Below are 24059 nucleotides of genomic sequence, written 5' to 3'. Positions count from 1 at the left end.
CAGGGCGTGTGGCCTAGTCTGGATAGGGCGTTAGCCTCCTAAGTTAATGGTCGGGGGTTCAAATCCCTCCACGCCCGTTCTGTTTTTTGATCATTCACCTCGTCCCTCTCCTCCCCGTTCCGCATCCTTCTAATAGATCCCCGCCGACGATCATGACGATGTCTCTGGCAGGGTACCTGAAGGTGATCCGGCCGGTCAATGCCATGGTCTCCGGGTTGACCGCAGCCCTGGCCGTGCTGATCGCCACCGAGAGACTGGACGGGCCGGTGCCCTTGCTGATCGCCGTGGTGATCCTGATCACCGGTGCCGGGAACGTGATCAACGATTACTTTGACTACAGGATAGACCAGGTCAACCGTCCTGACCGTCCGATCCCTGCCGGCACCGTCTCGCTCTCAGGCGCGAGAAGGTATGCCCTGCTCCTCTTCGTCGCCGGAGTGCTCCTCTCCTTCGGCACCACACTGCTCTGCGCCCTCCTGGCCGTCCTGAACGCCCTGCTGCTGATCATGTATGCGGCACGCCTCAAAGCGGTCCCCCTGATCGGCAACCTGACCGTCTCGTACCTGGCCGCCTCGATCTTCATCTTCGGCGGGGCGCTCTCCGGGATTCCCGGGGTGATGATGACGCTCCCGATCGCCGCAATCACCTTCCTCGGGATGGTGGCCCGCGAGCTCCTCAAGGACGGCGAAGACATCGAGGGGGACCGGGCCGGCGGGGCCCGCACCCTGCCGATGCTGATCGGGATACAGAAGAACGGACGGATCGCATGCCTCTTCGCCCTGGCAGGGATCGGGACCTCGTTCCTCCCGTACCTGACCTGGGGACGGGAGTATCTGGCCCTGATCGGCCTCCCGGACCTGCTGATCCTGGCCGGCGCCCTGCAGGGACTTCGAGCCGTCGACAGCACCACCCTCAGAAGCGGTCGCGCGACCCTGCTGCTGAAGGGTGGGATGTTCACGGCCCTCGCGGCCTTTACCATCTCCGCCCTCCTCCTCTGATACAATGCTAAATGGTTCTGGCGCGAAGAGTTTAGGAGAGAAACGGAGCCGGCACGTTCTGGCCGGCCCCAGGTGAAAAGGAATGAAGATCCGTCAGATTGGAGATACCTATATCGCGCCGCCCGGGGCAGTCTTTGCCGGCAATGTGATGATCAACGGAGATCTGATCCTGCCAGCGAAGACCAATGTCTGGGGTAACCTAGTCGTCTCCGGAAGGGTCGACCTCGGCCCCTGCTCGCTGGTGAAGGGATCGGTTCGGTGCGGCCGTGCCGTGATCGGGGCATGGGCCACCATCGAAGGGAGCCTGAACTCTGCAGGGGATGTGACGATCTCAGACAACGCTCACCTCGGGCCGGTCGAGGCGAAAGGGACCGTGATCCTCCGGCCGGGTGTGATCGCACGCGGCGTCAAAACCACCGGGACGATCTGGATCTACGGCAAGATCAAGAGCGGCGGATTAAGTGGCCGGCACGTGAAGGTCTACGGGAATAGTTGAGGGATCGAGCCCGAGGGTCGCGACCTCGAGAAGAGCACTCCAGTCCACCAGCGTCTCCACACACCCATCTTTTAGTGTCACTACGCCAAGCCCGATCAGGTGCATCTTGTCGGCCATCTCGAGCCCCTCCTTCACTTCCAGCAGACACCCGACCCCGATCAGGGCACGCGGGCGGTACTTCTTCACCATCCGCTTGATGAACGAGGAGCCGGGCACCAGGAAGACCCGGTAACCGAGGTCCTCGAGCACCGGTCGCACCTCCCCGATACCGCACTGTCCGCACGAAACGCATTTGAGCCCTTCAGGGGTCAGGTGGGCAGGGCAGCGGGCTGCCCGGAGGCACTGGGGGAGAAAGATCGCCCGCTCATTGACCGGGATCGCCGCGAAGGCCTTCAGGTTCATCGTGTTGAGGAGCCGGACAGAGAAGGTCAGCATCTCCTGGTCGTCGAGGCCGATGAACTTGAAGATCGCCCGCATCACCCCTTCGAGCGCGGTGAAGCCGGGCTTGAGGAGCCTGGGGAAGTAAAGCCTGCCGCTGTGGAACGAAGCCAGCGAGAGAACCAGCAGCAGCAGGATCTGCAGACCGAGCGCTATGAGCAGCAGCAGCGTCACCTCTCCGATGAGAAGGAGGAGGTGGTCGAGGAGGGAGAGTTCGACCATGATCAGGTCTGCCCTCCTATTGCATTCCGCATCTTCTCTGTGTCATTGGGGAGAGAGAAGACTCCGTGCTCGGTAATGATGGCCGTGACCAAGTCGAGCGGCGTCTGGTCGAAGGCGTAGTTTCTGACCGGGACGCCGGCAGGGACCGTCTCCCTGCCGAAGAACCCAGTCACCTCGTCCCGCCGCCGCTCCTCGACGACCACCGAGCGGGCAGAGGACTGCCAGTCGAAGGTCGAGGCCGGGGCAGCGACATAGAACGGGATCTGATGGTACCGGGCGGTCACTGCATGCGAGTAGGTGCCGATCTTGTTGAAGACAGCGTCGGAGGTGATCCGGTCGGCCCCGACGATCACGGCATCGATCTCCCCGCGTGCCATCAGGAAGGCCGCCGCACTGTCCGGGATCACCGTCACCGGGATCTGGTCCCTGGCCAGTTCCCAGGCGGTCAGCCGGGCGCCCTGCAACAGGGGCCTGGTCTCGCAGGCGATCACCTGCACCTGTTTGCCGGCCGCCACCGCCGACCTGACCACGCCGAGCGCGGTCCCCCATCCACTGCAGGCCAGCGCCCCGGCATTGCAGTGGGTCAGCACCGTGCAGTGGTCTGGGAGGAGAGCGGCCCCGTTTCCGCCGAGTTCTTTGCAGGTCTGCAGATCTGCCGACGCGATGGTGTCGGCCGCGTTGACCGCGGCCCTGTAGAGAGCAGCTCCATCCTCGCCAGCCATCGCGTCGAGTCGCGCGAACACCTGGCCGACCCCCCAGGAGAGGTTCACGGCCGTCGGCCTGGCATTGGCCACGCCGGCAGCACCAGTAGCGATCGCAGAGAGGGCATCCTCAGGACCTAAGCTCTGGCAACCCTTCGCCACCAGGGCCACCCCGTAGGCGCCGGCCACGCCGAGGGCCGGGGCACCCCTGATCGCGAGCGTCCGGATCACGGCGATCAGATCCTCGGGGTCGGCACAGGACCTGACCTGGTACTCCCCCGGCAGCAGCGTCTGGTCGATGTAAGAGAGGTGCCCTGCCTGATGGTCCCACCAGAGGGTCCTGATCTCGTCCATCTAGTTCACCCTGATTGCGTCGGTATAGGCCCGCATCGCCGCGGCCTGCCCCTGGGTCACGCAGTCAGGGATATCCTTGGGTGCGGTCGCGGTCCCGGCGATGTAGATCCCGGGCCGGACCGTGCCGACAGTGTTCATGGCAGCGTTCGCCCCTTCCAGGAAACCGCTCTCCTCGCAGGTCAGCCCGAACCGGGCGGCGACCACTGCAGGGTCGCTGGCAGGCTCGATCCCGACCGAGAGGACGACCAGGTCGGGATGAATCTGCAGCAGTTCTCCCGAGAGCGTGTCCTCGACCTGCAGTTCCATCGGGCCGGTGCTGTCGATGACGGCGCCGGGCATCCCGCGGACGAACCGGACCCCGAGGTCCTGTGCCCGTTGATAGAACTCTTGATAGCCCTTGCCGTACGCCCGGATGTCCATGTAACAGATCGCAACTTCGATCTCCGGGTGCTTCTCCCGGATCAGCATCGCGTTCTTGATCGCGGCCATGCAGCAGACACACGAGCAGTACGGCCGGTTCACCTGCAGGTCCCGTGAACCGACACACTGGATGAAGACGATCGAGCGGGGGGTCTGCCCGTTGCTGATCCGCCGGACCTCCCCCCTGGTCGGCCCGCCGGCATTGATCATCCGTTCCAGTTCCAGGCTGGTGATCACATCAGGGACGAGCCCGTAGCCGTACTGAGCCTTTTTGGTCGGGTCAAAGACCTGATATCCGGTGGTGATCACGACGCTCGCGACATGGACCGTCGTCTCCACGGCAGACTGCTCCCGCAGGACCGCGTTTCTGCCGCAGACATCATAGCAGAGCCCGCACTCGATGCAGTGCTCATCGTCCTTGATCATGATGTTCGGGACCACCTGCGCATGCTGCTTGTAGATCGCCTTTCGGACACCGATCCCTGCGTCGAACCGGTTGTAGACCTCGACCGGACAGATCTGCTCGCAGTCCCCGCAACCATTGCAGAGGTCAGGGTCCACGTACCGGGGGCTGGTCTGAAGAGTGACCGAGAAGTCCCCGACTGCTCCCTCGATGGAGGTCACCTCGGTGCAGGTGTGGAGGGTGATCCAGGGGTGGCGGGCCACCTCGACCATCTTTGGGGAGAGGATGCACATCGAGCAGTCGTTGGTCGGGAAGGTCTTGTCGAGCTGCGCCATATGCCCGCCGATCGAGGGCTCCCGCTCGATCAGATGGACGTGGACCTGATGGTTGGCGATATCGAGGGCGGCCTGAATCCCGGCCACCCCTGCTCCGATGACGGCGACTTCACGCATGGGTATACTCCTCTGCATGTTCCCCGGCCCGGATATACTCTGCTGCAAGCAGCGTGTAACTCTCTGCATTCTTCACGATCCCCTCACGTTGCTCAGGGTTCGTCTCCTTGATTACTTTGCCGGGCACCCCGAGCACCATCGAACCGGGCGGGATCTGCTTCCCCTCGGTCACCACTGCGCCGGCCCCGATGATCGAATCGCTGCCGATCACCGCTCCGTTCAGCACGATCGCCCCCATCCCGACCAGCACCCGGTCCTCGATGGTGCACCCGTGCAGAATCGCACCATGGCCGACTGATACCTGATCCCCAATCCTGACAGGGTGGCCGCGGCTTGTATGGACGACGGCGTTGTCCTGGACATTGGCGTGACTGCCGATCGTGATATGGTCCTTATCAGCCCTGATCACTGCGCCAAACCAGATCCCTGCATGGTCGCCGATCACCACGTCCCCGATGACGGTCGCATTCTTAGCGACAAAGACCTCTGATCCGGTCACTGTACCAGTATGCATAATAACATTAGAAATTAACAGTCCAGACGCAATGAAGATTATGGTAGGGGGCACCTTCGATCCCCTCCACGACGGGCATAAACGGCTGCTCAGCAGATCGTTTCAGCTCGCCGGGCCGAAGGGAACCGTGATCATCGGCCTCACTTCAGATCGGTTCGCCTCTAATAAGGTCCATCCGGTCAGACCCTATGAGGAGCGGAGAGCAGAGCTGACCCGGTTCATCGAGGAGTCAGGGTTTGAGGCTGACTGGTCGGTGGAGCCGCTCGAAGACCGGTTCGGGTCGGCCCTGAAGATCGACTTCGATGCCCTGATCGTCAGTGAAGAGACGCTGCCGACGGCGATGGAGATCAACACGCTCCGGCGAAAAGAGGGGCGGCGGAAGGTCGACATCCACCAGATCACCTGTGTGCTGGCCGATGACGGCCGGTGGATCTCGTCGACCCGGATCTACCGCGGCGAGATCGACCCGCACGGTCGCGTGATCAGGTGACCGATCAGATGATATGGGACGCGATGTCCTTCGTGATCAGCCAGTCGCAGTAATGGCACCGCAGCCCTGACTGCTGGACAGTGAACCGGCTGGTGACCGGTTCGTTGGTGTTGGTGATGCACCCGGGGTTCGGGCACCGGATCACCCCACAGATCTGGTCCGGGATCTCGACCCCTTTCTTCTCATAGACCCGGAACTCCCGGATGATATTGATCGAGGACTGCGGCGCGATCAGCGCGATCCGGTCCACCTCCTCCTTGAGGAGTTCCCGGTTCTCGATCTTCACGATGTCCTTTCTCCCCATCTGCCGGCTCGTCACATTGGTGGCCACCGAGAGCGAGACAGTGCAGGTGCCGGTGAGCCCGAGGATCCGAAGAACGTTCAGCCCTTCGCCGCCCTTGATATGATCGATCACGGTCCCATTCCGGATCGGGCTGATCAGCAGCCCTTCGGTGCAGCACTTGTCGGTCATGCGATCACCTGCCGAAGCATGGCCATCCTGACCGGCACCCCGTTGTGCGACTGCTCGAAGTACCGGGCATTCTTCAGGCTGTCCACACGGGGGTCGATCTCGTCGACACGGGGGAGCGGGTGGAGCACGACCATATGCTCCTTCGTCCCGCTGAGCAGTTCCGGGGTGATCCGGTAACTGGAGGCGACGTTGAAGTACGAAGCCATGTCAGGGAACCGTTCCCGCTGGATCCTGGTCACATAGAGCACATCGAGTTCCTTGATCACGTCCTCAATATGTTCGTGCTCGATCACCTCGGTGCCCCGCTCCCGCAGTTCGTGCACCAGCCCGGAGGGGAGGTTCAGCCCCACAGGGGCGACCGTGTGGATCACGGCGTCGTACAGGGAGAGCGCATAGGTGAGCGAGTGGGTGGTCCTGCCGTACCGCAGGTCTCCGAGCAGCCCGATGTTGATCCCGTCGATCGGCATCGACTGGCGGATCGTGTAGAGGTCGAGCAGGGTCTGGGAGGGGTGCTGCCCTGCGCCGTCGCCGGCATTGATCACCGGCACTGACGAGACCTCGCTCGCCAGCCTGGCCGCCCCTTCGCGGGGGTGGCGGAGGACGATCGCGTCCACATAACCGCTGACCACCCGTATGGTGTCGGCCAGCGTCTCCCCCTTGGCCATCGATGAGGCCTCGAACGAGCTAAGCGTCAGGGACGTCCCTCCGAGCCTGGCCATCGCAGCCTCAAACGACATCCGGGTCCGGGTCGAGGGCTCAAAGAAGAGGAGTGCCAGAATCTTTCCTTTCATCTCCAGGGGATCGTACTGATGGTGATCGATTCCCTCGGCCTCTGCGATCAGCCGGTCGATCGCAGCCCGGTCAAAGTCCCGAATTGAGATAAAATCCTTCATGTTATCGCCGTGCTATGGTGATATACCCGGTATGACAGACCCGGGTCGACGGTCGTGTGCCCCGGTCGGTCCGGGTCATCTCCCGCTCGATCAGTTCATGCGTCACAACCTCGGAGAAGAGGTCCTTCGCCGTATCCAGCACCAGGAAGAGGTGTTCCAGGAACGGGGTGTAACAGGCCAGGTACCCGCCGGGCTTCAGCAGCGTCGCGGCGTGCCTGACATGCTCAGGCGTGATCTGCATGTCGAGGTTGATCACATCATAGGTGCCGGTCGCGGTCAGCATGTCTGCTGCAACGACCGTGACATTGTCAAGGGCCGCGTCCTTGATGTTCTTCTCGGCCAGCTTCGCAAACTCGGGCCGCTGCTCATAGGTGGTCACCGTTTCTGCGATCGAACCGAAGAAGATCGCCGCAACTCCTGAACCGGTCCCTGCGTCCAGCACATGATCCTTTTTGTTCATTCCAGTGTACGCGATCACCGATCCGATGTCCTTGGGGTGCATCGGGGCCCCGCTCCGCTTGGCATGGACAAAGAAGTCCGTCGGCCGCGGGATGCGGACGGAGAACCCGGTGCCGAGGTGGGTTACGACCTGGTCCCCCCCCTCCCTGCCGATGAGATCTGAGAGTGGGATCATGCCCAGGTCGGTGCTGAGCATCCCCTCGCCGGCGGTCACGTAATAGGCTCTGCTGTTCCCGATCAGCAGCACACGGTCGCCGGCCTCAATCATGTGAAGCGAGCCTCAGGATCGCCTCGGCGATGTCGCCCCTGGTCGCTGCGAGCGCATCCCGGGCGGCCTGCTCGGAGGCCCCGGTCTGCTCCTGTACCATGGCGACGTCCTCCTCGGGGATCGCCGGCGATGCCGCATCGAACCGGGGCGTCCCGGTCACCTGGTAGGTGGTGACACCCTGCATCGTCATCCCGACCACCTCGGCCTCATCGAACGTATAGGTCCCGTCAGGGGTCGTGATCACGATCTTCTCGACGTTCTCGATGGGGTCGATCTGCATCCCCATCTTCTTCATCATCGCCTTCATCTGTTTTGGATTGATATTCCCTGGTAACATCAGTTCACCTTTCCTGCCCTAACTTTTACCGCAACCCCATACTTAAATTCCATCATCTCAAAGCCGGAGAGCATCGCGGTGCCGGTGGCGACCAGTCGTCCTTCCTCGTCGACGACCAGCACCTCGTCACCCCCCCGGATCTCCGGGTCTGCCGCGATCACATGCCGGGCGAATGCATTCTTTCCGGCAGAGACGAACTCGAGCACATCGGCCGCAATCACCACCCGGTAGCTGTCGGGCGGGAGGATTTCGTGGAGCCGTTCCGCTCCTCTGATCCCGAGCGTGAGCCGCCCGTCCTGCGCGCGAATGGTAGCGAGCCGCTCCTTCCCGTACAGGGCATGCCGGATCCTGCCGGTGGTCGAATACTGGAACGTACATCCCTCCGGAAAGAGGGCTTCCCCGGCCCCTCTGCCGAACTGGTACTCAGCGATGGTTCTGATCCGGAACAGCGAACTGTTCTCCGAGCAATCGGTTGACACAATAAACAAACTCCTCTTCAACATCGTGCGGGATGAATGCCCCTGCTGCGATCGGGTGGCCCCCGCCGGCCCCTCCGATCGTCGCTGATGCCGCGGTCAGCACTGCCTGCAGGTCGACACCCTGCCTGACCGCCCATTCGTTGGTCCGCATGGAGACCTTCGTCAGGGTCGGGTCGTCGGGCAGGGTGCACATGATCAGGATCGGTTTCCGCCAGTTCAGCTTACTGAGGGCCATACCGGCCCCGATCCCGATGATCGTATCGGGGAACCGGTTCCCGACATGCAGATATTGCAGGTGCGAGAGCTCGGTCACCCCGGTCTCAACAATATACGTGAGCAGCTCCCGGATGATCGTCCGGTGGTTGTTCAGCATATACTCGGCCTCGCGGTACTGGGTGCCGCGGTCACCCCTGCAGATCGCACTCCCGACCAGCGGGCGGGCCCACCGGCCGCAGGCGTTCAGCACCGTCGCAAACTCGGAAGCGTTCCGAAGCGGTGTCCGGACCGCCTCGTTTGGAAAGACATAGGTCTCTGCGAAGAGTCGGTCGACCGGTTCGCCATGGGCGAGCAGCTGCTGGACCAGCGCACTGGTGATCGCCCGCTTCTCGTCGGGTTCGAGCTCCTCCCAGACCCGCCAGCGCCCGTCCCTGGTCTTCAGCGGGATGCCGGTCTTCTGCAGAAAGCGAAGCGACCCATTGATATCGTTGCTGATCCCCGGGAGGAGCGGGTCGTCGTTGTACGAGAGGCAGACATGGATCGGCCTGGTCGAGGTCCCGTAACAGTTCAGATCCCTGGCAGTCGCCCGGATCGTGCCGTTGGCCACCCCGTCGTCGACGATCGTCCGTGCAACCCCGGTAAGCCCCAGGGTCTCCCGGGCCATCATGTCCCCGACATTCCCGACCACCGCGACTGCGGCGAGGTCGGTGTTCTGCTGGTCCATCTCCTTGGCGATCAGGTACGCCACCCCGGCCGCGGAGAGGCGGGTGTGCCCGTACGGGACCCCGTTCACCTGCTGGTACGGGAGGGTGGCCGGCTGGGCGACGTGGTGGTCGGCGATCAGCACCTCGTCGACCGTGAGCCCCCGCTCCTCAAGCAGGTTCTGCTGTCCCGCCCCGAGGTCCACGAAGACCTTCAGCGACCGGTCCTCCGGCACCGTCCGGATCGTCAGCGGGTCGAGCTGCCGGATATAGTGCGTGGTGGCGGGGATCCCGGCCCGCTGCACCGCCTCGGCAAGGATCGCCTCGCTGGTGATCCCGTCGGCATCGATATGGGAGATGATGGTCACCTCCTCTGCAGCAGCGATCCGTTCTGCGGCTGCAGTTACATCATCATTAAAGCCCATCCTGATCATAACTGGCATCTCAATGCACAAGAAAGTGCGCGAAGGAGGAGGAGATCGATGAAGGAGTTCGCTGAACAGGGGATCATCACCCCTGCACGGATGAAGGCGGTGGACCGGAACGCAACAGCGCTGGGGCTCGGGGTGCTGCAGATGATGGAGAGTGCCGGCCGGGCCCTGGCGGAGGTGGCGCTCAGGTATTCCCCCAGGTCGGTGCTGATCCTCTGCGGCAGAGGAAACAACGGTGGGGACGGGCTGGTGGCCGCCCGGTACCTGCAGATGATCGCCGAGACGACCGTCATCTATCCCGACTGCGGCCACGCAACCGGCGCCTGGACTGCCGAGCAGGCGCTTCTCACCCATGCGGCCGTCCACCTCTGCCCGGTCCGGTCCGACCAGGACGTGGCCGCCCTGGCCAGGCACTTCTCCGGGGCCGACCTGATCATCGACGCGATGATCGGCACCGGGGGATCGGGCGAACTCCGCGAACCCCTGAAAGGCTGTGTCGACCATGCGAACAGGGCCGGGGTACCGATCATCGCCGCCGACCTCCCGACGCCAGGGATACGGGCCACACTGATCCTGGGGTTCCACCGCCCCAAACAGGCGGGGTCCGAGGTGGCCGATATCGGGATCCCGATCGAGGCCGAGTGCTGTGTCGGCCCCGGCGACCTGACCGTGCTGAAGCGGCGGCCGTTTGCGAGCCACAAAGGGGTCGGCGGGCAGGTGCTGGTGATCGGCGGCGGTCCGTACCAGGGGGCACCGTACCTGGCCGGCCTTGCAGCCCTGCGGGCAGGGGCCGACATCGTCAGGGTCGCCTCGCCGATCGCCCAGCAGTACCCCGACCTGATCCACGTCCCGCTCCCCGGATCGACGATCAGCGAGGCGCACCTGGCCACCCTTGAAGGGGAGGTCAAAAGGGCCGATGTGGTGGTGGCCGGCAACGGCCTCGGCCCCTCCTCCCACCCGGTGATCACCCACCTGGCACCGCTCTGCAGAAAGGCGGTTTTCGATGCCGATGCCCTCCGGTTGCCGCTGCCGGTGGCCGAGGAGACGATCTACACCCCCCACAGCGGGGAATTCGCCCGGATCAGCGGCTCCCCGGCCCCGTCCTCTCTCAGGGAGCGCGGGCGGGCGGTCAGGGCCGCGGCCGCCGCCGTGAACGGGACGATCCTCTTAAAAGGACCAATCGACCTGATCGCCGATGCAAAACGGGTGAGGTTCAACTGGACCGGGTCACCGGCGATGACGGTCGGGGGCACCGGGGATCTGCTGGCCGGGATCACCGGGGCCCTCCTCTGCCGGCTCTCCCCCTTCGAGGCGGCCACAGTAGCGGCCTATGTGAACGGCAGGGCGGGTGAGCGGGCCGCCGCAGGGAGAGGAGAGGGGATGCTCGCCTCCGATATGCTTGAGTACATTCCCCGCGAACTCTTCATGGAGGAAGAGGATGCCTGAGTTTACCCATATCAACGGCGACAAGGTGCAGATGGTGGACATCACCGCCAAGGGCGAGGTGAAGCGGATGGCCCGGGCTGAGGGTACGATCACCCTCAGGGCAGATACAGTGGCCGCCATCAGAGCCGGGACTGTGCTGAAAGGGAACGTACTCGCCACGGCCAGGATCGCCGCGACGCTGGCCGTCAAGCAGACCCCGCAGCTCATCCCGCTCTGCCACCAGATCCCGATCGGAGCGATCACGGTCGACTTCACGGAGACCGAGCAGTCGATCACGGCAGAGGTGGCGGTCACCTCGTACGGCCGGACCGGGGTCGAGATGGAGGCGCTGACCGGGGTCTCGGTGGCACTGTTGACCATATGGGACATGGTCAAATCGGCGGAGAAGGACGAGAACGGGCAGTACCCGGTGACCGGGATCAGCGATATCCGGGTGATCGAGAAGGTGAAAGGCTGACCGGAACCACCGCTGTTATTAATAACCGGGCAGTCGACATATAAAGGAATACGGGATGCGTCCCGTAAAGGAATGTAGCTCAAAACCTGAGCTGAACCTTGGTGAAGATCATGTCCAAATCTATGTATGCCTACGTTCGTGAGGCATGGAAGAAACCCGAGGAGACCGGTGTCAAGAAGCTCCTCTGGGACCGTATGCAGGTATGGCGCCGCGAAGGGACCGTCGTCAGACTCGAACACCCAACCCGTATCGACCGCGCCCGGTCGCTCGGATACAAGGCCAAGCAGGGCGTCATTGTGGTCAGGGTCAAGGTCCGCCGTGGTGGACGGAGAGCCTCCCGGTACGTCCGCGGACGCAGGACGGCCAACATGGGTATGCGCAAGCTGACCCCCGGCAAGAGCCTGCAGCGTATCGGTGAGGAGCGTGCCTCGTCCCGGTACCCGAACATGGAGGTTCTGAACTCGTACTGGGTCGGCCAGGACGGCAGACAGAAGTGGTACGAAGTGATCCTTGTCGACGGTCACCACCCCGTGGTTCTGAGCGATCCCCGGCTGAGCTGGCTTGGAAACGCCACCCAGCGTGGACGTGCAGAGCGCGGCAAGACCAGTGCAGGGATGAAGGGCCGCGGTATGCGGACCAGGGGCAGAGGGACCGAGAAGACCCGCCCGTCCATCCGCTCAAATGCAAACAAGGGTAAGTAACCCGATCTCTTTTTTTTGGTCATGCGCTGCACTGACATCTGTACCTGTCCGTATCCGGCAGGGGACTCCTCCCTGACCAGGATGGCGATGGAGGCCGGAGCTCTCGGCTTTGACACAATCGTGCTCCCCGGGGAGCAGCCGGCTGTCATCGGCAACGTCAGGGTGCTACCTGCACGGGTGATCGAGACACGACATGTCCGGGAGGTGATCAAAGACCTCGGGCGTGCCAGGCAGGGCCAGGTCGTGATCGTCGTGGCCGGCGACGCCTCGTTCATCCGGGGGGTGGTCCCGCTCCGCGGGGTGCACCTGCTGGCTGGCGTCGAGAAGCAGCGGAAGAACGCCTTCGATCACGTCTCGGCCCGGCTCGCCGCAGAGAAGAACGTGGGAGTCACGATCGATCTCCATCCCTTGCTGCATCTGCAGGGGCTGCAGCGGCAGCGGGTGTTGCAGCGGTACGCGGACCTGCTGACCCTGCACCGGCGATACGGGTTCCCGTTTGTGATCGGGTCGTTTGCACGCTCGATCCTCGATCAGCGATCGGTTCGGGAGATGACCCTGCTCTGCGCCCTCTTCGGGATGGAGAAGGAGGAGGTCCTCGCAGGGCTCACCTCGCTGCCAGGGGTGCTGCACCCGCTGGAGTCAGTCAGGGTGGTCGAATGAAACCCAGACCACCGACGATGCGGATCAAGAAGCGGTACGTGCTGGCAGCGGTCGTACCGAACTACCCTTCCATCGACTCGAAGGCCCTGTACCTGGCGATCGCAGATGCGGTGACCGAGTTGTACGGCGACGCCGGAGGAGCTGCTCTCCACCATGCCGTCGTCTTCTCAGGCAACGGCTATCTGATCGCACGCTGCAGTCGAGGGACCGAGCACCAGCTCGCGACGGCCCTCGCCGGGGTCACCGCGGTGGACGGCCGGCGAGTAGCCCTTCGGACGCTCGCGACCTCGGGAACGATCCATGCGCTCCGCGGGCGAATGCGGCAGCCGACAGAACAACCGGAACGTGAAGACCTGGAGATGGACGACGTGATCTACGAAGTCCATGCCAGAGAATCCCAAAAGGTTGATTTAATAGAGAAGGGATGTAACAGTCAAAAGCTACTGTTCTTCGTCGAACAGGATCTTGAGGAGAGATAATGCAACCACAATATCAGATGGGATATGACCGGGCCATAACGGTGTTCAGCCCAGATGGCCGGCTTTATCAGGTAGAGTACGCACGTGAAGCGGTCAAGCGCGGCACGACTGCGGTCGGGATCAAATGCAGTGAAGGAATCGTTCTGCTCGTAGACAAGCGAGTGAACTCCAAACTGCTCGAGCCCTCGTCGATAGAGAAGATCTTCAAGATCGATAACCACATCGGGGTCGCCTCTTCAGGCCTGGTCGGGGATGCCCGCTCGCTGGTCGATCGTGCCAGGGTGGAGTCTCAGGTGAACCGGGTCAGTTACGACGAGCAGATCGACATCGAGATGCTCTCAAAGAAACTCTGCGACCATATGCAGACCTACACCCAGTTCGGCGGTGCACGTCCGTACGGCACGGCACTGCTGATCGCAGGGATAAGCGACGGCCAGTTCAGGCTCTTTGAAACCGACCCGAGCGGCACGCTGCTCGAGTACAAGGCGACCGGGATTGGTATCGGCAGGAATGCGGTGATGAAGGTCTTTGAGGAGGAGTACAACCCCGAAGCCAGCATCCGCGACGCGATCCTGCTCGGACTCAAGGCACTTCACGCTGCAACCGAAGGAAAGTTTGATGTGAACACTGTCGAGATCGGGGTTGTCAGCAGAGACACGCCTGCGTTCAGAAAGATGAGCAGACAGGAAGTCGCCTCGTTCGTTGAACAGATAGAACAGTGATGTATCCATGATTCCACTGGATAAAGCCGTGGTGGCCAGGCTGGAGAGCCATGCCGAACGGTTTGAACTGCTCGTCGACCCGGACGAGGCGAGCAGATTCAAGCAGGGGGAGCCGATCGAGATCGAGGATATCGTCGCGGCGCTCAATATCTTTGAGAACGCCTCCCGCGGGGACCGGGCATCGGATGAGACCCTGCAGAAGGTCTTTGGAACGCTGGACTTCCCGACGATCGCTAAAAGGATCATCGAGAAGGGAGAGATTCACCTGACCTCTGAACAGCGGAGGCATCTGATCGCGGACAAGCGCAAACAGGTGGTGAACTTCATCGCCCGTAATGCCGTGAACCCGCAGACCGGGTACCCGCATCCGCCAACGCGGATTGAGATGGCGATGGAGGAGGCCCGGGTGAACATCGACCCGTTCAGGCACCTTGACGAACTGGTCAAGGACACGATGAAGGCACTCCGCCCGCTGATCCCGATCCGGTTCGAGGAACTCCGGCTCGCCGTGAAGATCCCGCCGGACTACGCGGCCAAGGCCTATCCTGAGATCCAGTCGGGCTCAGTGATCGAGAAGGACGAATGGCAGCGGGACGGGTCCTGGGTCTGCGTCGTCAGGATCCCGGCCGGCATTCAGAACGAGTTTTATACGACCATCAACCGGGTCACCAAGGGTGAAGGCGAGGTCAAGAAACTCAATCAGATATATTAAGTCAGAGAACCAATAGATAAAGATAAATTCGGGGTGAATGAGAATGGCCAGCCATCATCAGAAAGCAAAAGGAAAGGTCACTGGTAGTTCCGGACGTTTCGGCTGCCGGTACGGTCGCTTTGTACGGAAGAGAGTGAACGAGATGGAGAAGGTCTCAGGTGCACTCCACCGCTGTCTGCGGTGTGACACCGTTGCTGTCCAGCGGCGGGGTACCGGGATCTGGGAATGCCGCAAGTGCGGTTTCAAATTTGCAGGGGGAGCCTATGTGCCACAGACACCGGTTCATAACGTTGCCCTCCGCACCATCGAGAGGGCCCTCCAGAAGGAGGCCTGATCCGGGTGACAGCCACCTACAAATGCGCACGGTGCAAGCACAGGGTTGAGATCGACGTCAATGTCAGATGCCCCTTCTGCGGCCACCGGATCCTCTTCAAGGAACGGGGCGCCGGGATCAAAGAGTTAAAGGCTCGATGACCTTCGTCACGACCTCCCGAAAACCGGTCCCTGAAGTAAGAACCCTTGCAAAAGGGCTGGCATTTGCTCTGGGATGGCAGTACCTGACCCGTGGGAAGATGGGTGTACAGGACCTCAATGAACGGGGCCCACTCCTTTTTTTAGTCTCTGGCGAGGCGAAGTCGATCAGGGTCGCCCTGATACGCGACAACAGTACGGTCACCGAGTTCACGGTCGACTCAATCGGGATACAGGAACGGGCGGGAACGATGGCCCATGGGATCACGGTCTCGGACCAGGGTCTCTTTGAAACACTCTCTCCGTTCATAGAGGTCAGGCTCGGGGGAGCGAACGAACACCGGACCCTCTCATACGATGGTCCACAGAAGAAGCAGTATCTGCTGAAACTCAGGGATTGAGCAATGATCCATCAGGCACGGTTCACATTCAGTACGCCTACGGCCCCGCTCCTGTACCGGGCGCTGGCCCCAGAACTGATCGACCAGGAGGGGATGCGGTCGACCGTCGACCTCGCCTGCGTCGACCAGACCACGCTGGTGATGACGATCGCTGCCGAGGATCTGGCTGCCCTCCGGGCTGCCCTGAACATGTGGCTCCGGCTCGTGAACGTTGCGGACGAGGTCACCGAGATGGGCCTTGCCATCCGGAGTGGTGGTCAGGCCGTCCGGTCCTGATCGGAAGATCCCGCGGTAAAAAAATAACAGGCTTTTTTAGATAGACTCACTTCTCTATGGTACTTAAACGCTGGAGAGGGGGCAGGTAACGATGACGCTACGTATACGACAGGAGACAGAACAGGACTATCAGGTATCAGAACAGGTTGTTGAAAAGGCATTTGCGGAGGCCGAGTACAGCGATCATACGGAGCATCTTTTAGTCGCCAATCTGAGGAAAAGTGATGTATTTGTTCCACAACTCTCTCTGGTTGCAGAAGATGAGGGAGAGATCGTCGGACATATTCTGCTCACAAACCTGGTCATCAAAGACGGCGAAGAGGAGCATGAATCCCTGGCCCTGGCCCCGGTCTCTGTGCTCCCCCGGCATCAGAAGAAAGGGATCGGCAGCGCCCTGATCAGGAGAAGTATAGAGGTTGCCAGAGAACTTGGCTTTAGATCGGTGATTGTGCTCGGCTACGACACGTATTATCCGAGATTCGGGTTTAAGCCGGCACACCTCTGGGGAATCAAGGCCCCATTTGACGTCTCAAAAGAGGCCTTTATGGCATTGGAACTGATGGACGGCAGCCTCGATAAGGTGAAAGGAACGGTCGTGTACCCCAAAGTGTTCTATGAATGACAGGGACTGCTGATTGGTCACTGCACTTTTCAACATTTTCATTCATGTTATTCAAAAAATGATTCCAGGAGACCTCAAGGGTTTCCCTCAAATGACTCATAGTTTTTTGGCTGCATTGCTTGAGAGGCCTTTATTCAGAGTGATGAACAGACACCTCCTTCACCCGAGGATCGCCCTGACGATCTCTGCCGGCATCATCGTCTTCTGCACGATCTCCTCCTCCGAATGGCCAGCCTTCTGCAGCCGCCTGACCACCGCATCCATCGGTTCTGCAACCTCGACGATGAACTGATCCGGATCATACACCCGGAAGACACGCTGGCACCATGGCTGCTCACGAAGGTCGTGGACGACTGCGATATCCCGGCCCTGGATCATCTCCCAGACCTCGTCGATCGCCTCTGTCTCGAAGTAGACCTCCACGTCGTTTCCTTTCCGGGGCTCAACCCCATCTCCATGAATCACGGTCAGGGCATAGTCCCTCTGCCAGAGGGCCAGGCCGCTTGTGAACCCCACATTGAGCCCGACGTCCATGGCGACCTCCTGCCCGAGGAGGTCCTGATAGAATCGCTTCGATCGCTCCATGTCGCTGACGAGGAGGACGAAGCCGGCGAGTTTGAATGCTGGGGACTTGGTTGTCATGAAGGTATGTGAGGTGGCGGAGGAGATAAACCGGAGAGAATGCAGGGTGAAAGTGATTGGGAGTTTGAATTTTTATAAGGGTGATTATCTTAAAATCCTATAAATCTACATTGGATAATGAAACTTAATCCAGAAATAACAAAAAAATTATCTGCTAAAATTAAATACAAAGAACAGGACTATTCAGATCATGCTACGAGAGATTCTGATTATTTAAGACGAAAAAATGAGAAACCGGAAGAACCTACCATTCGTCCTCCGTTTTTTCGTGATGCAGACAGAATACTTCATTCCAGAGCATATACTCGATATATCGATAAGACTCAAGTCTTTTTTCTCGTTGAAAATGATCACATTACCCACAGGGTGCTCCATGTTCAACTGGTTTCAAAAATTGCACGAACAATCGGAAGAGCCCTGGGCTTGAATGAAGACTTAATTGAGGCAATTTCGCTGGGGCACGATATCGGTCATGTGCCGTATGGCCACCTCGGGGAATCATGCTTAAGCAAACTGTGTGAAAAGAATGGAATTGGTCCTTTCAAACACAATGTACAAAGTGTCCAGTTTCTCGATACGATTGAAGATTATGATCTTACAATACAGGCCCTAGATGGAATTTTGTGCCATAATGGTGAAGTCAATAATAAATCACTAAAACCACAGGGAACAAAAGATTGGAACTCATTTGATTCAAAAATTAAAAAAATACAGTATAATGATAAAGCGGGAAAAATTTTCCCATTAACGTATGAAGGGTGTGTAGTCAGGTTTGCAGACAATATTGCATACTTAGGAAGAGATTTACAGGATGCATTCGAAGTAAATTTAATCGATAAAAAATTGTTCGATGAAATTAAGAATCTATTTCCAAAGAATTGTAAGGATATATTAAAAGGGAAAAATTGGAATTCAATCAATTGGCTGATCCTTGATATCTTCATAAAAGATTTAATCAATAATAGTTATGAACAAGACGCCATCTCATTCTCTGATGAAATCTCAAATTGTGCTACTGAATTAAAAAAATACAATTATCAACATATTTACCATAACCCCCTTCTACTAAAACAAAATGATGAGATAGAAAATAAATTTAATATTTTATTCAAAACATTTTTAACCGATTTGGATACCGAAAATAAAAAATCAAAAATATACGAGGATATGCTTAATCTAAGTTGGATTTCCGAAAAATACAGAACAAATCCCAAACCAACTGAGATTGTTCGAGATTATATTGCAGGGATGACTGATCGATATTTCGAAACTATTTATATGCAGATTAATAATTCTGGTCAGATTGATAATCTTGATAAGTATAAAGGAAAATTCCCCTAAAGATCCGGTTAATTTTCAAATAAATCGAGATTTTAACTACTGAATTTTGTTTCAGATAAAATAGTAATAATTTGTTAAAAGAGATAAGACAATCATAATGTTCATTTCATTGAAACCTAACTTTCAAATGAAATTTTATGAAATATCGGACAACCATAACTGAGAGAATTCAAAAAAGAGAGATGATCAAGAGATGAAAAAAAAGATATATATTGCGGGACCTCTGTTCTCTCGAGCAGAGTTAGATTATAATGAAAAAATAAATGATTATGTGGAAAAAAAGGGTATTTGACATTTTTTCCACAAAGAGATGGGAAATTACTGGCTGAGTTGTTGAAAGAAGGAGAATCGAAAGAAAGCGCAATACATACGATTTTTAATCTTGATGTCGACGAGATTAAAAAGTCGGATATTCTGCTCCTCATATTAGATGGCCGTGTTCCAGATGAAGGGGCATGTGTAGAACTGGGCATTGCATACGCCTTAAACAAAAAATGCATCGGTTTAAAAACTGATTCTCGATATTTGATGGGTAATTTGGATAACCCACTGATCCTTGGAGCTCTCAAAGGGAAGATCGCAAAAAACATTTCAGATCTAGAAAAATACCTATAACCACCACTTTACCAAGAGGGAGAAGATAGTACTGTTTAATTCCCAAAATTAGCCTCAATTAACCTTCTGATCCCCTACCCTCTCCTACATCAGACTCCATTCTCCCATCCATGTAAAGGATCTACGGAACTATCTCCTGTGGCAGGTTCGATCTTAGCAAGATCCTCCCCTTCATAGTGCCCGATCCCTTGTGAAGGAACTGCAGTATGGGGAGAAACAGGACTCTATCAGTGACCTCAGTACCTCCCAGTCTTGAGTATATTCGGCTGAACCGAAAATAAAAAAGGTGTTTCTTCAGGTGGTCGCGATGGACGATACCGTCAGGTCGACGCCCTTGTAGGCGAAGCTCAGCGTCAGGTTGTCGGCACCCTTGTCGACGATCGTGGTCGTCCTGAGTGAGTACCCGGTTGGGGTCGCATTCATATCAGTCGTGTCATCGAGCCCCTCTGCACGGGAGAGGATGACCTGCTCATTGATCGTCGCGTTGGTGAAGTTCATACCGAGCTGCTCGAACTGCATGGAACTGAGCGTCACGTTCTGCTCCTCTGAGGCGTTCTGATCGAAGGGGACCGACTTCATCTGATTGACATGCATCCCGATCAGCCCGTTCACCATCGTCTGGTACTCGTTACCAAAGACAGTGAAGTTGGCCGCCGACGGTGCGGTCACCGGGAGGGACTGCATGCTCTGATTGTCATACACTCCACCTGCCGGGACGGTGAGCTGGTCGGTCAGCAGGACCGTCTTGTTCTCCTTGGCTGCTGCGGTGTAGATCGCCTTATCCGAGGTGATGATCGGACGTCCGAGATCATCTCGAATGGTCAGATCCGCGGTCACCACGGTTCCGTTCTGAACGGTGGTGAATGCATTGAGCCAGCTCATCCCCATCGAGGAGACGACCATCAGGACCACAAAGAGCACCCCGACCCCAACGACCAGAATCTTCTTCCAGTTCGCAGTAGTGGGCTGAGTTGCCTTCGAAGAAGGTTTCCTACCTTTCCCTGCCCCCGGATTCTTCTGTTCCTTCATTGATATACTATCTCACGTCTGGTCAGATAAGGGCTCCGGATGGCACCTGTCCTCAGCCCGGGAAAGGGAGGAACAGCAGATCCTGGTCAGAGGTCCGGATCATCTCAACGAGACAGGAGAGGCTGACCGGCCGGTACCCGATCACCTCGGCACTGACGTTGATCGTCCGTTCTCGGACGGAGAGGAACGGGTACCGGTGGAGTCGTCGATTGTGGGTGTGTCCGTGGACCACCCAGCCCTCGAACGCTGGTGGCGCATCGGCAGGGTCATGGACCAGCAGCAGGTCGACCCCGTCGACGGTCATGGCGAGGCACTCAGGATTCCCCTCGGAGAAGGGGTCATGGTTGCCCCGCACCCAGGTGATCGCCCCAGAAAGGGCGGGCAGGTACTCTGGAACCTGGGCAGCGCTACCGCAGAGATCCCCGAGGAAGAAAACCTGGTCCCCGGCATTGACCACCTGGTTCCAGCCGGCGATCAGGACCCGATCCATCGTGGAGCAATCAGGAAACGGCCGGCTACAGTACTGGATGATGTCGGCGTGGCCGAGATGGAGGTCACTGATCAGGTACGGCGGTCCCCCTCCCCGGGATGACGAACAGAACGCTTTCTCCCGATACCCGGCGAGGGTCCTGGACCATGCCTCCCGTGATGTCGAGCGGTACCGGTTCAACCAGGTCTGGGTGACCAGGTCGTACCCGCCGGCGGACTTCTCCTCGGAGTAGATTGTCAGCCGGAGCCCGTCCTGCGGGAGGCAGAGAGGTATCAGATCAGAATTGACCTCAAAAGAGACCGGTGCCCGCGGCCGGAGCCGGGAGAGGAGGCGGGAGAAGAGACCGCGGCCCTCCAGGGGAGCGGCAGGGGTGGAGAGAGAGACCGGTGGTTGACGGCCCTCGACCCGGACCAGCGGCACCTCCCAGCAGGGAGGGGAGAGACCGCCGTCCCCAACGAGTGGCAGGAGACGCTGATGTAATGAATCGGCAAGGGCCCTCAGCGCTGCCGAGGGGATGACCCTGCAGCCGAGAACCCAGCCCGATGAGTTCCGCCTCCACCCCCAGTCGTCGAGCAGGTACCCGGCCGGTCCCCGAGCCCCGGCGGAGGTGACGGCGTTCTGCACCATCAGAAAGTCGACACCCGGCCTGGGGGTGAATGGCCCAGCCAGGGTCAGCACTGGGAGGATCGGAGAGACGTCCCCGGAGGCCTGCTCCCTTATCTCCCGCTGGAATTGCCGGAACCGCCAGTCGGCGGTGGACGGCGAGAGGGCAATAGACCAGGCGGGTGTCTCCATATTCATAAATGTCAGACATCCGGCCTGATAAATGAGATGAACGAGCCCCTATCAAAAAATAGGATCAGCACCCATCTTTAGAGAATAATGTCCCCATCCCTGGTGGAGGTCTTCCTCTTCTCTCTTCTGATCGGTTTCACCGGCGCGCTCGCCCCGGGGCCGACTCTGGTCGCGACCGTCACCGCCTCGATCAAAGGCGGGTGGATCACCGGCCCGAAGGTCACGCTCGGGCATATCGTCATCGAGGCGCTGGTCGCCCTGCTGGTCCTGGCTGGAGTCTCGACGGTGGTGCAGGGGTATACCGGTCTGATCGCAGTGGTCGGCGGCTGTGCCCTGATCGGATTCGGTCTCCTGACCCTCCGCGGCGCCTCGTCGGCCTCGCTGAATCAGGAGGGGACCAACACATCCCAGGGACCGATCCTGGCCGGACTGCTGACCAGTGTGGCCAACCCGTTCTTCTGGATCTGGTGGCTCTCGGTCGGAAGCGGGTTTCTGGTCGACACACTCAGCACAGGGGTTCTGGCGGTGGCGGCTTTCATGGCCGGCCACTGGGCTGCAGACCTCGGCTGGTTCACGGCCGTCTCGACAGGGGTCCATCGAGGGGGCGAGATCCTCCCTGAGCCGGCGTACCGTATGGTCCTGCGGGGCTGCGGTGTGCTGCTGATCCTCTTCGGCGGATACTACCTCTCGACGGTCGTTCCGATCGTTTGATAGAGCGACCAACCTGAAAAAAAGAATTGAGATGGTGTTAACGCCGACCGGAGGCGGCGTGGAGAAGCATCTGCTGCACTTCCCGGATCAGATCCTGAATCTCAGGCCCTTCTGTTCGGTACAGCGCACGGAGCGGTGGGATCGCCCGAGAGTCCCCGATAGATCCAAGCGCCCAGACCGCCTTCTTCCGGACCAGCCGGTCCTCGTCCTGCAACGCCCCGATCAGGTCGTCGACAGCCCGGGGATCCCCCAGCCTGCCGAGGGCCTCAGCCCCCTTCCACCGGGTGGCGGGATCGGGATCTACCAGCAGTCCACGGTAATACTCGTACCGCTCGTCCGGCATGCACCCTCACTTGCAGCGGGGGATCCCGGTGGCGTCGAAGACGTCCTTCCCCTCGATGAAGACGAGTCCGTGCTCTTCTGCGTACCGGATCGCATCGTCCTTCTTCAGGGCCAGGCCGGTCTCGTCGTCCAGCATCTCGCAGATCGCAATGGCCGGCGTCACGCCGGCCATCCGGGCCAGGGTCACCGAGAGCTCGGTCTGCCCGCACCGCTGGGCGAGCAGGTCGTCCGCGGCCCGCAGCAGTGCCACATGACCGGGAGTCCGGAACTCGGCATGGAAGGTCTCAGCCTCGCCGGCCAGTACCTTCTTCACCTGGGCCCCGATGGACGAGATGGTTAGGGCGCGGTCGCGGTCAGGGATCCCGGTGAAGGTCCTCTTATGGTTCACCCAGAGCGAAAACGAGGAGTGGTTCCTGCGGTCGTACGGGATATCCCCGTCCTGCTCGACCACACCCGAGGCCTGCAGTAGATCCGTCGCGAACGGGAGCCTGAGCAGTTCTGCGGCCACCGGATCGATCGCAGTGCAGATCAGTCCGCCGCCGTCCTTCCTCATCTGCAGGATATGCTGCGGCGTGACCGCGTCGGCACAGATGGCGAAATCAGTCTCCCCTTCCCGGTCTTCAAAGTCATAGAGCAGTATCATCTTTCCATCGCGCAGTGCGTTCAATGCATCATCAATCATCCAGAACCTCCACGGTTACCGTATCCATATCCTTCAATTTCAGGGTCTCGCGCAGCCCCTCGGCGGCGATCACCTCAATCACATCGTCCGGGTAATGAGTCCTGCCCGGAACCACGATCGCACATTGGTATCCCTGTATGCTGCAGGGGAGGGCCCTGGCTTCGCCAAAGGTCCGGTCGTCTGCGGTGAAACCCTCAATGGGCACCCAGTCCACGGACTCGAGCTTCTTTCTGACCTGGACACTCGGTCGGTTCAGCCGGATGTTCAGGGTCCCGGGGAACGGGGAGAAACCGAGCATCTTTAAAAACTGCTCGCGATAATGGGGCAGGCCGACATAGTACCGCCCCTCCCCGACACCACTGACCACGATGCCGTTCAGCTGGAACTGAGCGGCCTTCCGCTCAAAGACCCTGCAGTAGTCTGAGTACTCCCGGTGCAGGGCCTCCTCGCCGTCCCTGGTGATCGCCACATACTGGCCATCAGGATGGAGCGATCGTGTGATCAGCAGCCCGGCCTCGAGTGCGATGAGCCGCCGAGAGGCGGTCTGCGGGCTGATCCCGAGTGTCCCGGCCAGCGTCTGCGACGAGACCAGAACAGGGCCTTTACACCCGCCGATCAGTGCAATCGCCTTCAGGCACTGGAGATCCTCTGCTTCGATCATATATCAAAATTGAGATGCTTACTATTTATGGATTTTGGAGCAGGATGAAGGGGTGCATAC

Annotated in this window: 33 protein-coding genes, 1 tRNA gene and 1 pseudogene; 19 read left to right on the top strand and 16 right to left on the bottom strand. The window is 59.3% G+C overall.

What is annotated here, in order from left to right:
• The first annotated feature begins 2 nt into the window (after window positions 1-2).
• The 3 genes from ACFKSJ_RS10190 to ACFKSJ_RS10180 all read left to right on the top strand — a co-directional run bounded on the left by ACFKSJ_RS10190 (window position 3) and on the right by ACFKSJ_RS10180 (window position 1494).
• Window positions 3-77 (top strand) — tRNA-Arg (locus ACFKSJ_RS10190).
• Window positions 78-158: 81 nt separating this feature from the next.
• Entirely contained in the window at window positions 159-998 is an 840-nt protein-coding gene (locus ACFKSJ_RS10185; RefSeq protein ID WP_440949691.1) for a geranylgeranylglycerol-phosphate geranylgeranyltransferase, read from the top strand.
• Window positions 999-1080: 82 nt separating this feature from the next.
• A complete protein-coding gene (locus tag ACFKSJ_RS10180) occupies window positions 1081-1494 on the top strand; it encodes a polymer-forming cytoskeletal protein (RefSeq protein ID WP_440949690.1) in 414 nt (137 codons plus the stop codon).
• Here ACFKSJ_RS10180 and ACFKSJ_RS10175 read toward each other — a convergent pair.
• From ACFKSJ_RS10175 to ACFKSJ_RS10160, 4 genes are read right to left on the bottom strand one after another with little or no spacing between them, the layout of a single operon-like run.
• Window positions 1456-2154 carry a DUF116 domain-containing protein gene (locus tag ACFKSJ_RS10175; protein WP_440949689.1) on the bottom strand — a complete coding sequence of 233 codons (699 nt, stop codon included), beginning with the start codon at window positions 2152-2154 and terminating at the stop codon, window positions 1456-1458. The two genes, ACFKSJ_RS10180 and ACFKSJ_RS10175, sit on opposite strands and share 39 nt — an antisense overlap.
• A gap of 2 nt (window positions 2155-2156) precedes the next feature.
• Entirely contained in the window at window positions 2157-3209 is a 1053-nt protein-coding gene (mtnA, locus tag ACFKSJ_RS10170; RefSeq protein WP_440949688.1) for an S-methyl-5-thioribose-1-phosphate isomerase, read from the bottom strand.
• Entirely contained in the window at window positions 3210-4484 is a 1275-nt protein-coding gene (locus ACFKSJ_RS10165; RefSeq protein ID WP_440949687.1) for an FAD-dependent oxidoreductase, read from the bottom strand.
• Window positions 4477-4998 carry a gamma carbonic anhydrase family protein gene (locus tag ACFKSJ_RS10160; RefSeq protein ID WP_440949686.1) on the bottom strand — a complete coding sequence of 174 codons (522 nt, stop codon included), beginning with the start codon at window positions 4996-4998 and terminating at the stop codon, window positions 4477-4479. Before ACFKSJ_RS10160 ends, ACFKSJ_RS10165 begins: the two co-directional genes overlap by 8 nt.
• A 31-nt stretch (window positions 4999-5029) precedes the next feature.
• Between ACFKSJ_RS10160 and ACFKSJ_RS10155 the strand changes: the two genes are divergently transcribed.
• Window positions 5030-5488, top strand: coding sequence for a phosphopantetheine adenylyltransferase (locus ACFKSJ_RS10155; protein ID WP_440949685.1), 459 nt, complete (start codon window positions 5030-5032; stop codon window positions 5486-5488).
• 4 nt (window positions 5489-5492) lie between these two features.
• Here ACFKSJ_RS10155 and pyrI read toward each other — a convergent pair whose 3' ends face one another.
• From pyrI to ACFKSJ_RS10125, 6 genes are read right to left on the bottom strand one after another with little or no spacing between them, the layout of a single operon-like run.
• Window positions 5493-5960, bottom strand: a complete 468-nt coding sequence (pyrI, locus tag ACFKSJ_RS10150; protein WP_440949684.1) for an aspartate carbamoyltransferase regulatory subunit — start codon at window positions 5958-5960, stop codon at window positions 5493-5495.
• The gene (gene pyrB / locus ACFKSJ_RS10145) at window positions 5957-6853 is read right to left on the bottom strand and encodes an aspartate carbamoyltransferase (protein ID WP_440949683.1); all 897 of its coding nucleotides are present in this window, start codon (window positions 6851-6853) and stop codon (window positions 5957-5959) included. The genes pyrI and pyrB overlap by 4 nt, the downstream gene beginning before the upstream one ends.
• A 1-nt stretch (window position 6854) precedes the next feature.
• Window positions 6855-7580 carry an rRNA adenine N-6-methyltransferase family protein gene (locus ACFKSJ_RS10140; protein ID WP_440949682.1) on the bottom strand — a complete coding sequence of 242 codons (726 nt, stop codon included), beginning with the start codon at window positions 7578-7580 and terminating at the stop codon, window positions 6855-6857.
• Window positions 7573-7917: a nascent polypeptide-associated complex protein gene (locus tag ACFKSJ_RS10135; protein WP_440949681.1), complete on the bottom strand. Its 345-nt coding sequence runs from the start codon at window positions 7915-7917 to the stop codon at window positions 7573-7575. Before ACFKSJ_RS10135 ends, ACFKSJ_RS10140 begins: the two co-directional genes overlap by 8 nt.
• Complete coding sequence (locus tag ACFKSJ_RS10130) at window positions 7917-8396, bottom strand: PUA domain-containing protein (protein ID WP_440949680.1); 480 nt, start codon at window positions 8394-8396, stop codon at window positions 7917-7919. Before ACFKSJ_RS10130 ends, ACFKSJ_RS10135 begins: the two co-directional genes overlap by 1 nt.
• Window positions 8341-9747, bottom strand: a complete 1407-nt coding sequence (locus tag ACFKSJ_RS10125) for a DHH family phosphoesterase (protein WP_440951425.1) — start codon at window positions 9745-9747, stop codon at window positions 8341-8343. The genes ACFKSJ_RS10130 and ACFKSJ_RS10125 overlap by 56 nt, the downstream gene beginning before the upstream one ends.
• A 48-nt stretch (window positions 9748-9795) precedes the next feature.
• Between ACFKSJ_RS10125 and ACFKSJ_RS10120 the strand changes: the two genes are divergently transcribed.
• From ACFKSJ_RS10120 to ACFKSJ_RS10065, 12 genes are all read left to right on the top strand, one after another.
• Window positions 9796-11190 (top strand): NAD(P)H-hydrate dehydratase, encoded by a 1395-nt coding sequence (locus ACFKSJ_RS10120; RefSeq protein ID WP_440949679.1) that lies wholly within the window; start codon window positions 9796-9798, stop codon window positions 11188-11190.
• Window positions 11183-11647, top strand: a complete 465-nt coding sequence (gene moaC, locus ACFKSJ_RS10115; protein WP_440949678.1) for a cyclic pyranopterin monophosphate synthase MoaC — start codon at window positions 11183-11185, stop codon at window positions 11645-11647. The genes ACFKSJ_RS10120 and moaC overlap by 8 nt, the downstream gene beginning before the upstream one ends.
• A gap of 110 nt (window positions 11648-11757) precedes the next feature.
• The gene (locus tag ACFKSJ_RS10110; protein WP_440949677.1) at window positions 11758-12348 is read left to right on the top strand and encodes a 50S ribosomal protein L15e; all 591 of its coding nucleotides are present in this window, start codon (window positions 11758-11760) and stop codon (window positions 12346-12348) included.
• Between the two features lie 21 nt (window positions 12349-12369).
• Window positions 12370-13008, top strand: a complete 639-nt coding sequence (locus tag ACFKSJ_RS10105) for an RNase P subunit p30 family protein (protein ID WP_440949676.1) — start codon at window positions 12370-12372, stop codon at window positions 13006-13008.
• The gene (locus ACFKSJ_RS10100; protein ID WP_440949675.1) at window positions 13005-13487 is read left to right on the top strand and encodes an Rpp14/Pop5 family protein; all 483 of its coding nucleotides are present in this window, start codon (window positions 13005-13007) and stop codon (window positions 13485-13487) included. The genes ACFKSJ_RS10105 and ACFKSJ_RS10100 overlap by 4 nt, the downstream gene beginning before the upstream one ends.
• Window positions 13487-14209 (top strand): archaeal proteasome endopeptidase complex subunit alpha, encoded by a 723-nt coding sequence (psmA, locus tag ACFKSJ_RS10095; protein WP_440949674.1) that lies wholly within the window; start codon window positions 13487-13489, stop codon window positions 14207-14209. Before ACFKSJ_RS10100 ends, psmA begins: the two co-directional genes overlap by 1 nt.
• A 7-nt stretch (window positions 14210-14216) precedes the next feature.
• The gene (locus ACFKSJ_RS10090; RefSeq protein WP_440949673.1) at window positions 14217-14921 is read left to right on the top strand and encodes a ribosome assembly factor SBDS; all 705 of its coding nucleotides are present in this window, start codon (window positions 14217-14219) and stop codon (window positions 14919-14921) included.
• A 43-nt stretch (window positions 14922-14964) separates the two neighbouring features.
• On the top strand, window positions 14965-15255 hold the full coding sequence (locus tag ACFKSJ_RS10085; RefSeq protein WP_440949672.1) for a 50S ribosomal protein L37ae: 291 nt from the start codon (window positions 14965-14967) through the stop codon (window positions 15253-15255).
• A gap of 5 nt (window positions 15256-15260) precedes the next feature.
• On the top strand, window positions 15261-15395 hold the full coding sequence (locus ACFKSJ_RS10080) for a DNA-directed RNA polymerase subunit P (protein ID WP_440949671.1): 135 nt from the start codon (window positions 15261-15263) through the stop codon (window positions 15393-15395).
• On the top strand, window positions 15392-15793 hold the full coding sequence (locus ACFKSJ_RS10075; protein WP_440949670.1) for a hypothetical protein: 402 nt from the start codon (window positions 15392-15394) through the stop codon (window positions 15791-15793). The genes ACFKSJ_RS10080 and ACFKSJ_RS10075 overlap by 4 nt, the downstream gene beginning before the upstream one ends.
• A gap of 3 nt (window positions 15794-15796) precedes the next feature.
• Window positions 15797-16069, top strand: a complete 273-nt coding sequence (locus ACFKSJ_RS10070) for a KEOPS complex subunit Pcc1 (RefSeq protein WP_440949669.1) — start codon at window positions 15797-15799, stop codon at window positions 16067-16069.
• 91 nt (window positions 16070-16160) lie between these two features.
• Window positions 16161-16691, top strand: a complete 531-nt coding sequence (locus ACFKSJ_RS10065; protein ID WP_440949668.1) for a GNAT family N-acetyltransferase — start codon at window positions 16161-16163, stop codon at window positions 16689-16691.
• Window positions 16692-16850: 159 nt separating this feature from the next.
• Here the strand turns inward: ACFKSJ_RS10065 and ACFKSJ_RS10060 are convergent, their stop codons facing one another.
• On the bottom strand, window positions 16851-17333 hold the full coding sequence (locus tag ACFKSJ_RS10060) for a VOC family protein (RefSeq protein ID WP_440949667.1): 483 nt from the start codon (window positions 17331-17333) through the stop codon (window positions 16851-16853).
• 117 nt (window positions 17334-17450) lie between these two features.
• On the opposite strand from ACFKSJ_RS10060, the gene ACFKSJ_RS10055 reads away from it, so the two are divergent.
• The gene (locus ACFKSJ_RS10055) at window positions 17451-18674 is read left to right on the top strand and encodes a deoxyguanosinetriphosphate triphosphohydrolase family protein (protein ID WP_440949666.1); all 1224 of its coding nucleotides are present in this window, start codon (window positions 17451-17453) and stop codon (window positions 18672-18674) included.
• A 282-nt stretch (window positions 18675-18956) separates the two neighbouring features.
• Window positions 18957-19289 (top strand): annotated as a pseudogene (locus ACFKSJ_RS10050) (nucleoside 2-deoxyribosyltransferase); the annotation flags it as partial.
• 294 nt (window positions 19290-19583) lie between these two features.
• Here ACFKSJ_RS10050 and ACFKSJ_RS10045 read toward each other — a convergent pair.
• Both ACFKSJ_RS10045 and ACFKSJ_RS10040 read right to left on the bottom strand, forming a co-directional pair.
• A complete protein-coding gene (locus ACFKSJ_RS10045) occupies window positions 19584-20318 on the bottom strand; it encodes a hypothetical protein (protein ID WP_440949665.1) in 735 nt (244 codons plus the stop codon).
• A 52-nt stretch (window positions 20319-20370) separates the two neighbouring features.
• Window positions 20371-21603 (bottom strand): metallophosphoesterase family protein, encoded by a 1233-nt coding sequence (locus ACFKSJ_RS10040; protein WP_440949664.1) that lies wholly within the window; start codon window positions 21601-21603, stop codon window positions 20371-20373.
• 87 nt (window positions 21604-21690) lie between these two features.
• Between ACFKSJ_RS10040 and ACFKSJ_RS10035 the strand changes: the two genes are divergently transcribed.
• Window positions 21691-22314, top strand: a complete 624-nt coding sequence (locus ACFKSJ_RS10035) for a LysE family transporter (protein WP_440949663.1) — start codon at window positions 21691-21693, stop codon at window positions 22312-22314.
• Window positions 22315-22351: 37 nt separating this feature from the next.
• Here the strand turns inward: ACFKSJ_RS10035 and ACFKSJ_RS10030 are convergent, their stop codons facing one another.
• From ACFKSJ_RS10030 to ACFKSJ_RS10020, 3 genes are read right to left on the bottom strand one after another with little or no spacing between them, the layout of a single operon-like run.
• On the bottom strand, window positions 22352-22657 hold the full coding sequence (locus tag ACFKSJ_RS10030; RefSeq protein ID WP_440949662.1) for a HEAT repeat domain-containing protein: 306 nt from the start codon (window positions 22655-22657) through the stop codon (window positions 22352-22354).
• A 6-nt stretch (window positions 22658-22663) separates the two neighbouring features.
• A complete protein-coding gene (gene ribB / locus ACFKSJ_RS10025; RefSeq protein WP_440949661.1) occupies window positions 22664-23338 on the bottom strand; it encodes a 3,4-dihydroxy-2-butanone-4-phosphate synthase in 675 nt (224 codons plus the stop codon).
• Window positions 23331-23999 carry a DUF120 domain-containing protein gene (locus ACFKSJ_RS10020; protein WP_440949660.1) on the bottom strand — a complete coding sequence of 223 codons (669 nt, stop codon included), beginning with the start codon at window positions 23997-23999 and terminating at the stop codon, window positions 23331-23333. Before ACFKSJ_RS10020 ends, ribB begins: the two co-directional genes overlap by 8 nt.
• Between the last annotated feature and the right edge of the window lie 60 nt (window positions 24000-24059).

Source organism: Methanosphaerula subterraneus (assembly GCF_052055875.1).
Classification (GTDB): Archaea; Halobacteriota; Methanomicrobia; order Methanomicrobiales; family Methanospirillaceae; genus Methanosphaerula; species Methanosphaerula subterraneus.
This window is presented reverse-complemented; position numbering and strand designations above follow the sequence as displayed.

What these genes read in the sequence shown, in the direction of transcription:
- ACFKSJ_RS10090 (WP_440949673.1), top strand. Translation starts at nt 14,217, where the DNA reads ATGATTCCACTGGATAAAGCCGTGGTGGCCAGGCTGGAGAGCCATGCC.
- ACFKSJ_RS10045 (WP_440949665.1), bottom strand. Translation starts at nt 20,318, where the DNA reads ATGAAGGAACAGAAGAATCCGGGGGCAGGGAAAGGTAGGAAACCTTCT.
- psmA (WP_440949674.1), top strand. Translation starts at nt 13,487, where the DNA reads ATGCAACCACAATATCAGATGGGATATGACCGGGCCATAACGGTGTTC.
- ACFKSJ_RS10155 (WP_440949685.1), top strand. Translation starts at nt 5,030, where the DNA reads ATGAAGATTATGGTAGGGGGCACCTTCGATCCCCTCCACGACGGGCAT.
- ribB (WP_440949661.1), bottom strand. Translation starts at nt 23,338, where the DNA reads ATGATTGATGATGCATTGAACGCACTGCGCGATGGAAAGATGATACTG.
- ACFKSJ_RS10075 (WP_440949670.1), top strand. Translation starts at nt 15,392, where the DNA reads ATGACCTTCGTCACGACCTCCCGAAAACCGGTCCCTGAAGTAAGAACC.
- pyrB (WP_440949683.1), bottom strand. Translation starts at nt 6,853, where the DNA reads ATGAAGGATTTTATCTCAATTCGGGACTTTGACCGGGCTGCGATCGAC.
- ACFKSJ_RS10030 (WP_440949662.1), bottom strand. Translation starts at nt 22,657, where the DNA reads ATGCCGGACGAGCGGTACGAGTATTACCGTGGACTGCTGGTAGATCCC.
- ACFKSJ_RS10035 (WP_440949663.1), top strand. Translation starts at nt 21,691, where the DNA reads ATGTCCCCATCCCTGGTGGAGGTCTTCCTCTTCTCTCTTCTGATCGGT.
- ACFKSJ_RS10100 (WP_440949675.1), top strand. Translation starts at nt 13,005, where the DNA reads ATGAAACCCAGACCACCGACGATGCGGATCAAGAAGCGGTACGTGCTG.
- ACFKSJ_RS10125 (WP_440951425.1), bottom strand. Translation starts at nt 9,747, where the DNA reads ATGATCAGGATGGGCTTTAATGATGATGTAACTGCAGCCGCAGAACGG.
- ACFKSJ_RS10110 (WP_440949677.1), top strand. Translation starts at nt 11,758, where the DNA reads ATGTCCAAATCTATGTATGCCTACGTTCGTGAGGCATGGAAGAAACCC.
- mtnA (WP_440949688.1), bottom strand. Translation starts at nt 3,209, where the DNA reads ATGGACGAGATCAGGACCCTCTGGTGGGACCATCAGGCAGGGCACCTC.
- ACFKSJ_RS10160 (WP_440949686.1), bottom strand. Translation starts at nt 4,998, where the DNA reads ATGCATACTGGTACAGTGACCGGATCAGAGGTCTTTGTCGCTAAGAAT.
- ACFKSJ_RS10070 (WP_440949669.1), top strand. Translation starts at nt 15,797, where the DNA reads ATGATCCATCAGGCACGGTTCACATTCAGTACGCCTACGGCCCCGCTC.
- ACFKSJ_RS10175 (WP_440949689.1), bottom strand. Translation starts at nt 2,154, where the DNA reads ATGGTCGAACTCTCCCTCCTCGACCACCTCCTCCTTCTCATCGGAGAG.
- ACFKSJ_RS10085 (WP_440949672.1), top strand. Translation starts at nt 14,965, where the DNA reads ATGGCCAGCCATCATCAGAAAGCAAAAGGAAAGGTCACTGGTAGTTCC.
- ACFKSJ_RS10185 (WP_440949691.1), top strand. Translation starts at nt 159, where the DNA reads ATGTCTCTGGCAGGGTACCTGAAGGTGATCCGGCCGGTCAATGCCATG.
- moaC (WP_440949678.1), top strand. Translation starts at nt 11,183, where the DNA reads ATGCCTGAGTTTACCCATATCAACGGCGACAAGGTGCAGATGGTGGAC.
- ACFKSJ_RS10105 (WP_440949676.1), top strand. Translation starts at nt 12,370, where the DNA reads ATGCGCTGCACTGACATCTGTACCTGTCCGTATCCGGCAGGGGACTCC.
- pyrI (WP_440949684.1), bottom strand. Translation starts at nt 5,960, where the DNA reads ATGACCGACAAGTGCTGCACCGAAGGGCTGCTGATCAGCCCGATCCGG.
- ACFKSJ_RS10055 (WP_440949666.1), top strand. Translation starts at nt 17,451, where the DNA reads ATGAAACTTAATCCAGAAATAACAAAAAAATTATCTGCTAAAATTAAA.
- ACFKSJ_RS10140 (WP_440949682.1), bottom strand. Translation starts at nt 7,580, where the DNA reads ATGATTGAGGCCGGCGACCGTGTGCTGCTGATCGGGAACAGCAGAGCC.
- ACFKSJ_RS10060 (WP_440949667.1), bottom strand. Translation starts at nt 17,333, where the DNA reads ATGACAACCAAGTCCCCAGCATTCAAACTCGCCGGCTTCGTCCTCCTC.
- ACFKSJ_RS10180 (WP_440949690.1), top strand. Translation starts at nt 1,081, where the DNA reads ATGAAGATCCGTCAGATTGGAGATACCTATATCGCGCCGCCCGGGGCA.
- ACFKSJ_RS10165 (WP_440949687.1), bottom strand. Translation starts at nt 4,484, where the DNA reads ATGCGTGAAGTCGCCGTCATCGGAGCAGGGGTGGCCGGGATTCAGGCC.
- ACFKSJ_RS10020 (WP_440949660.1), bottom strand. Translation starts at nt 23,999, where the DNA reads ATGATCGAAGCAGAGGATCTCCAGTGCCTGAAGGCGATTGCACTGATC.
- ACFKSJ_RS10065 (WP_440949668.1), top strand. Translation starts at nt 16,161, where the DNA reads ATGACGCTACGTATACGACAGGAGACAGAACAGGACTATCAGGTATCA.
- ACFKSJ_RS10040 (WP_440949664.1), bottom strand. Translation starts at nt 21,603, where the DNA reads ATGGAGACACCCGCCTGGTCTATTGCCCTCTCGCCGTCCACCGCCGAC.
- ACFKSJ_RS10135 (WP_440949681.1), bottom strand. Translation starts at nt 7,917, where the DNA reads ATGTTACCAGGGAATATCAATCCAAAACAGATGAAGGCGATGATGAAG.
- ACFKSJ_RS10120 (WP_440949679.1), top strand. Translation starts at nt 9,796, where the DNA reads ATGAAGGAGTTCGCTGAACAGGGGATCATCACCCCTGCACGGATGAAG.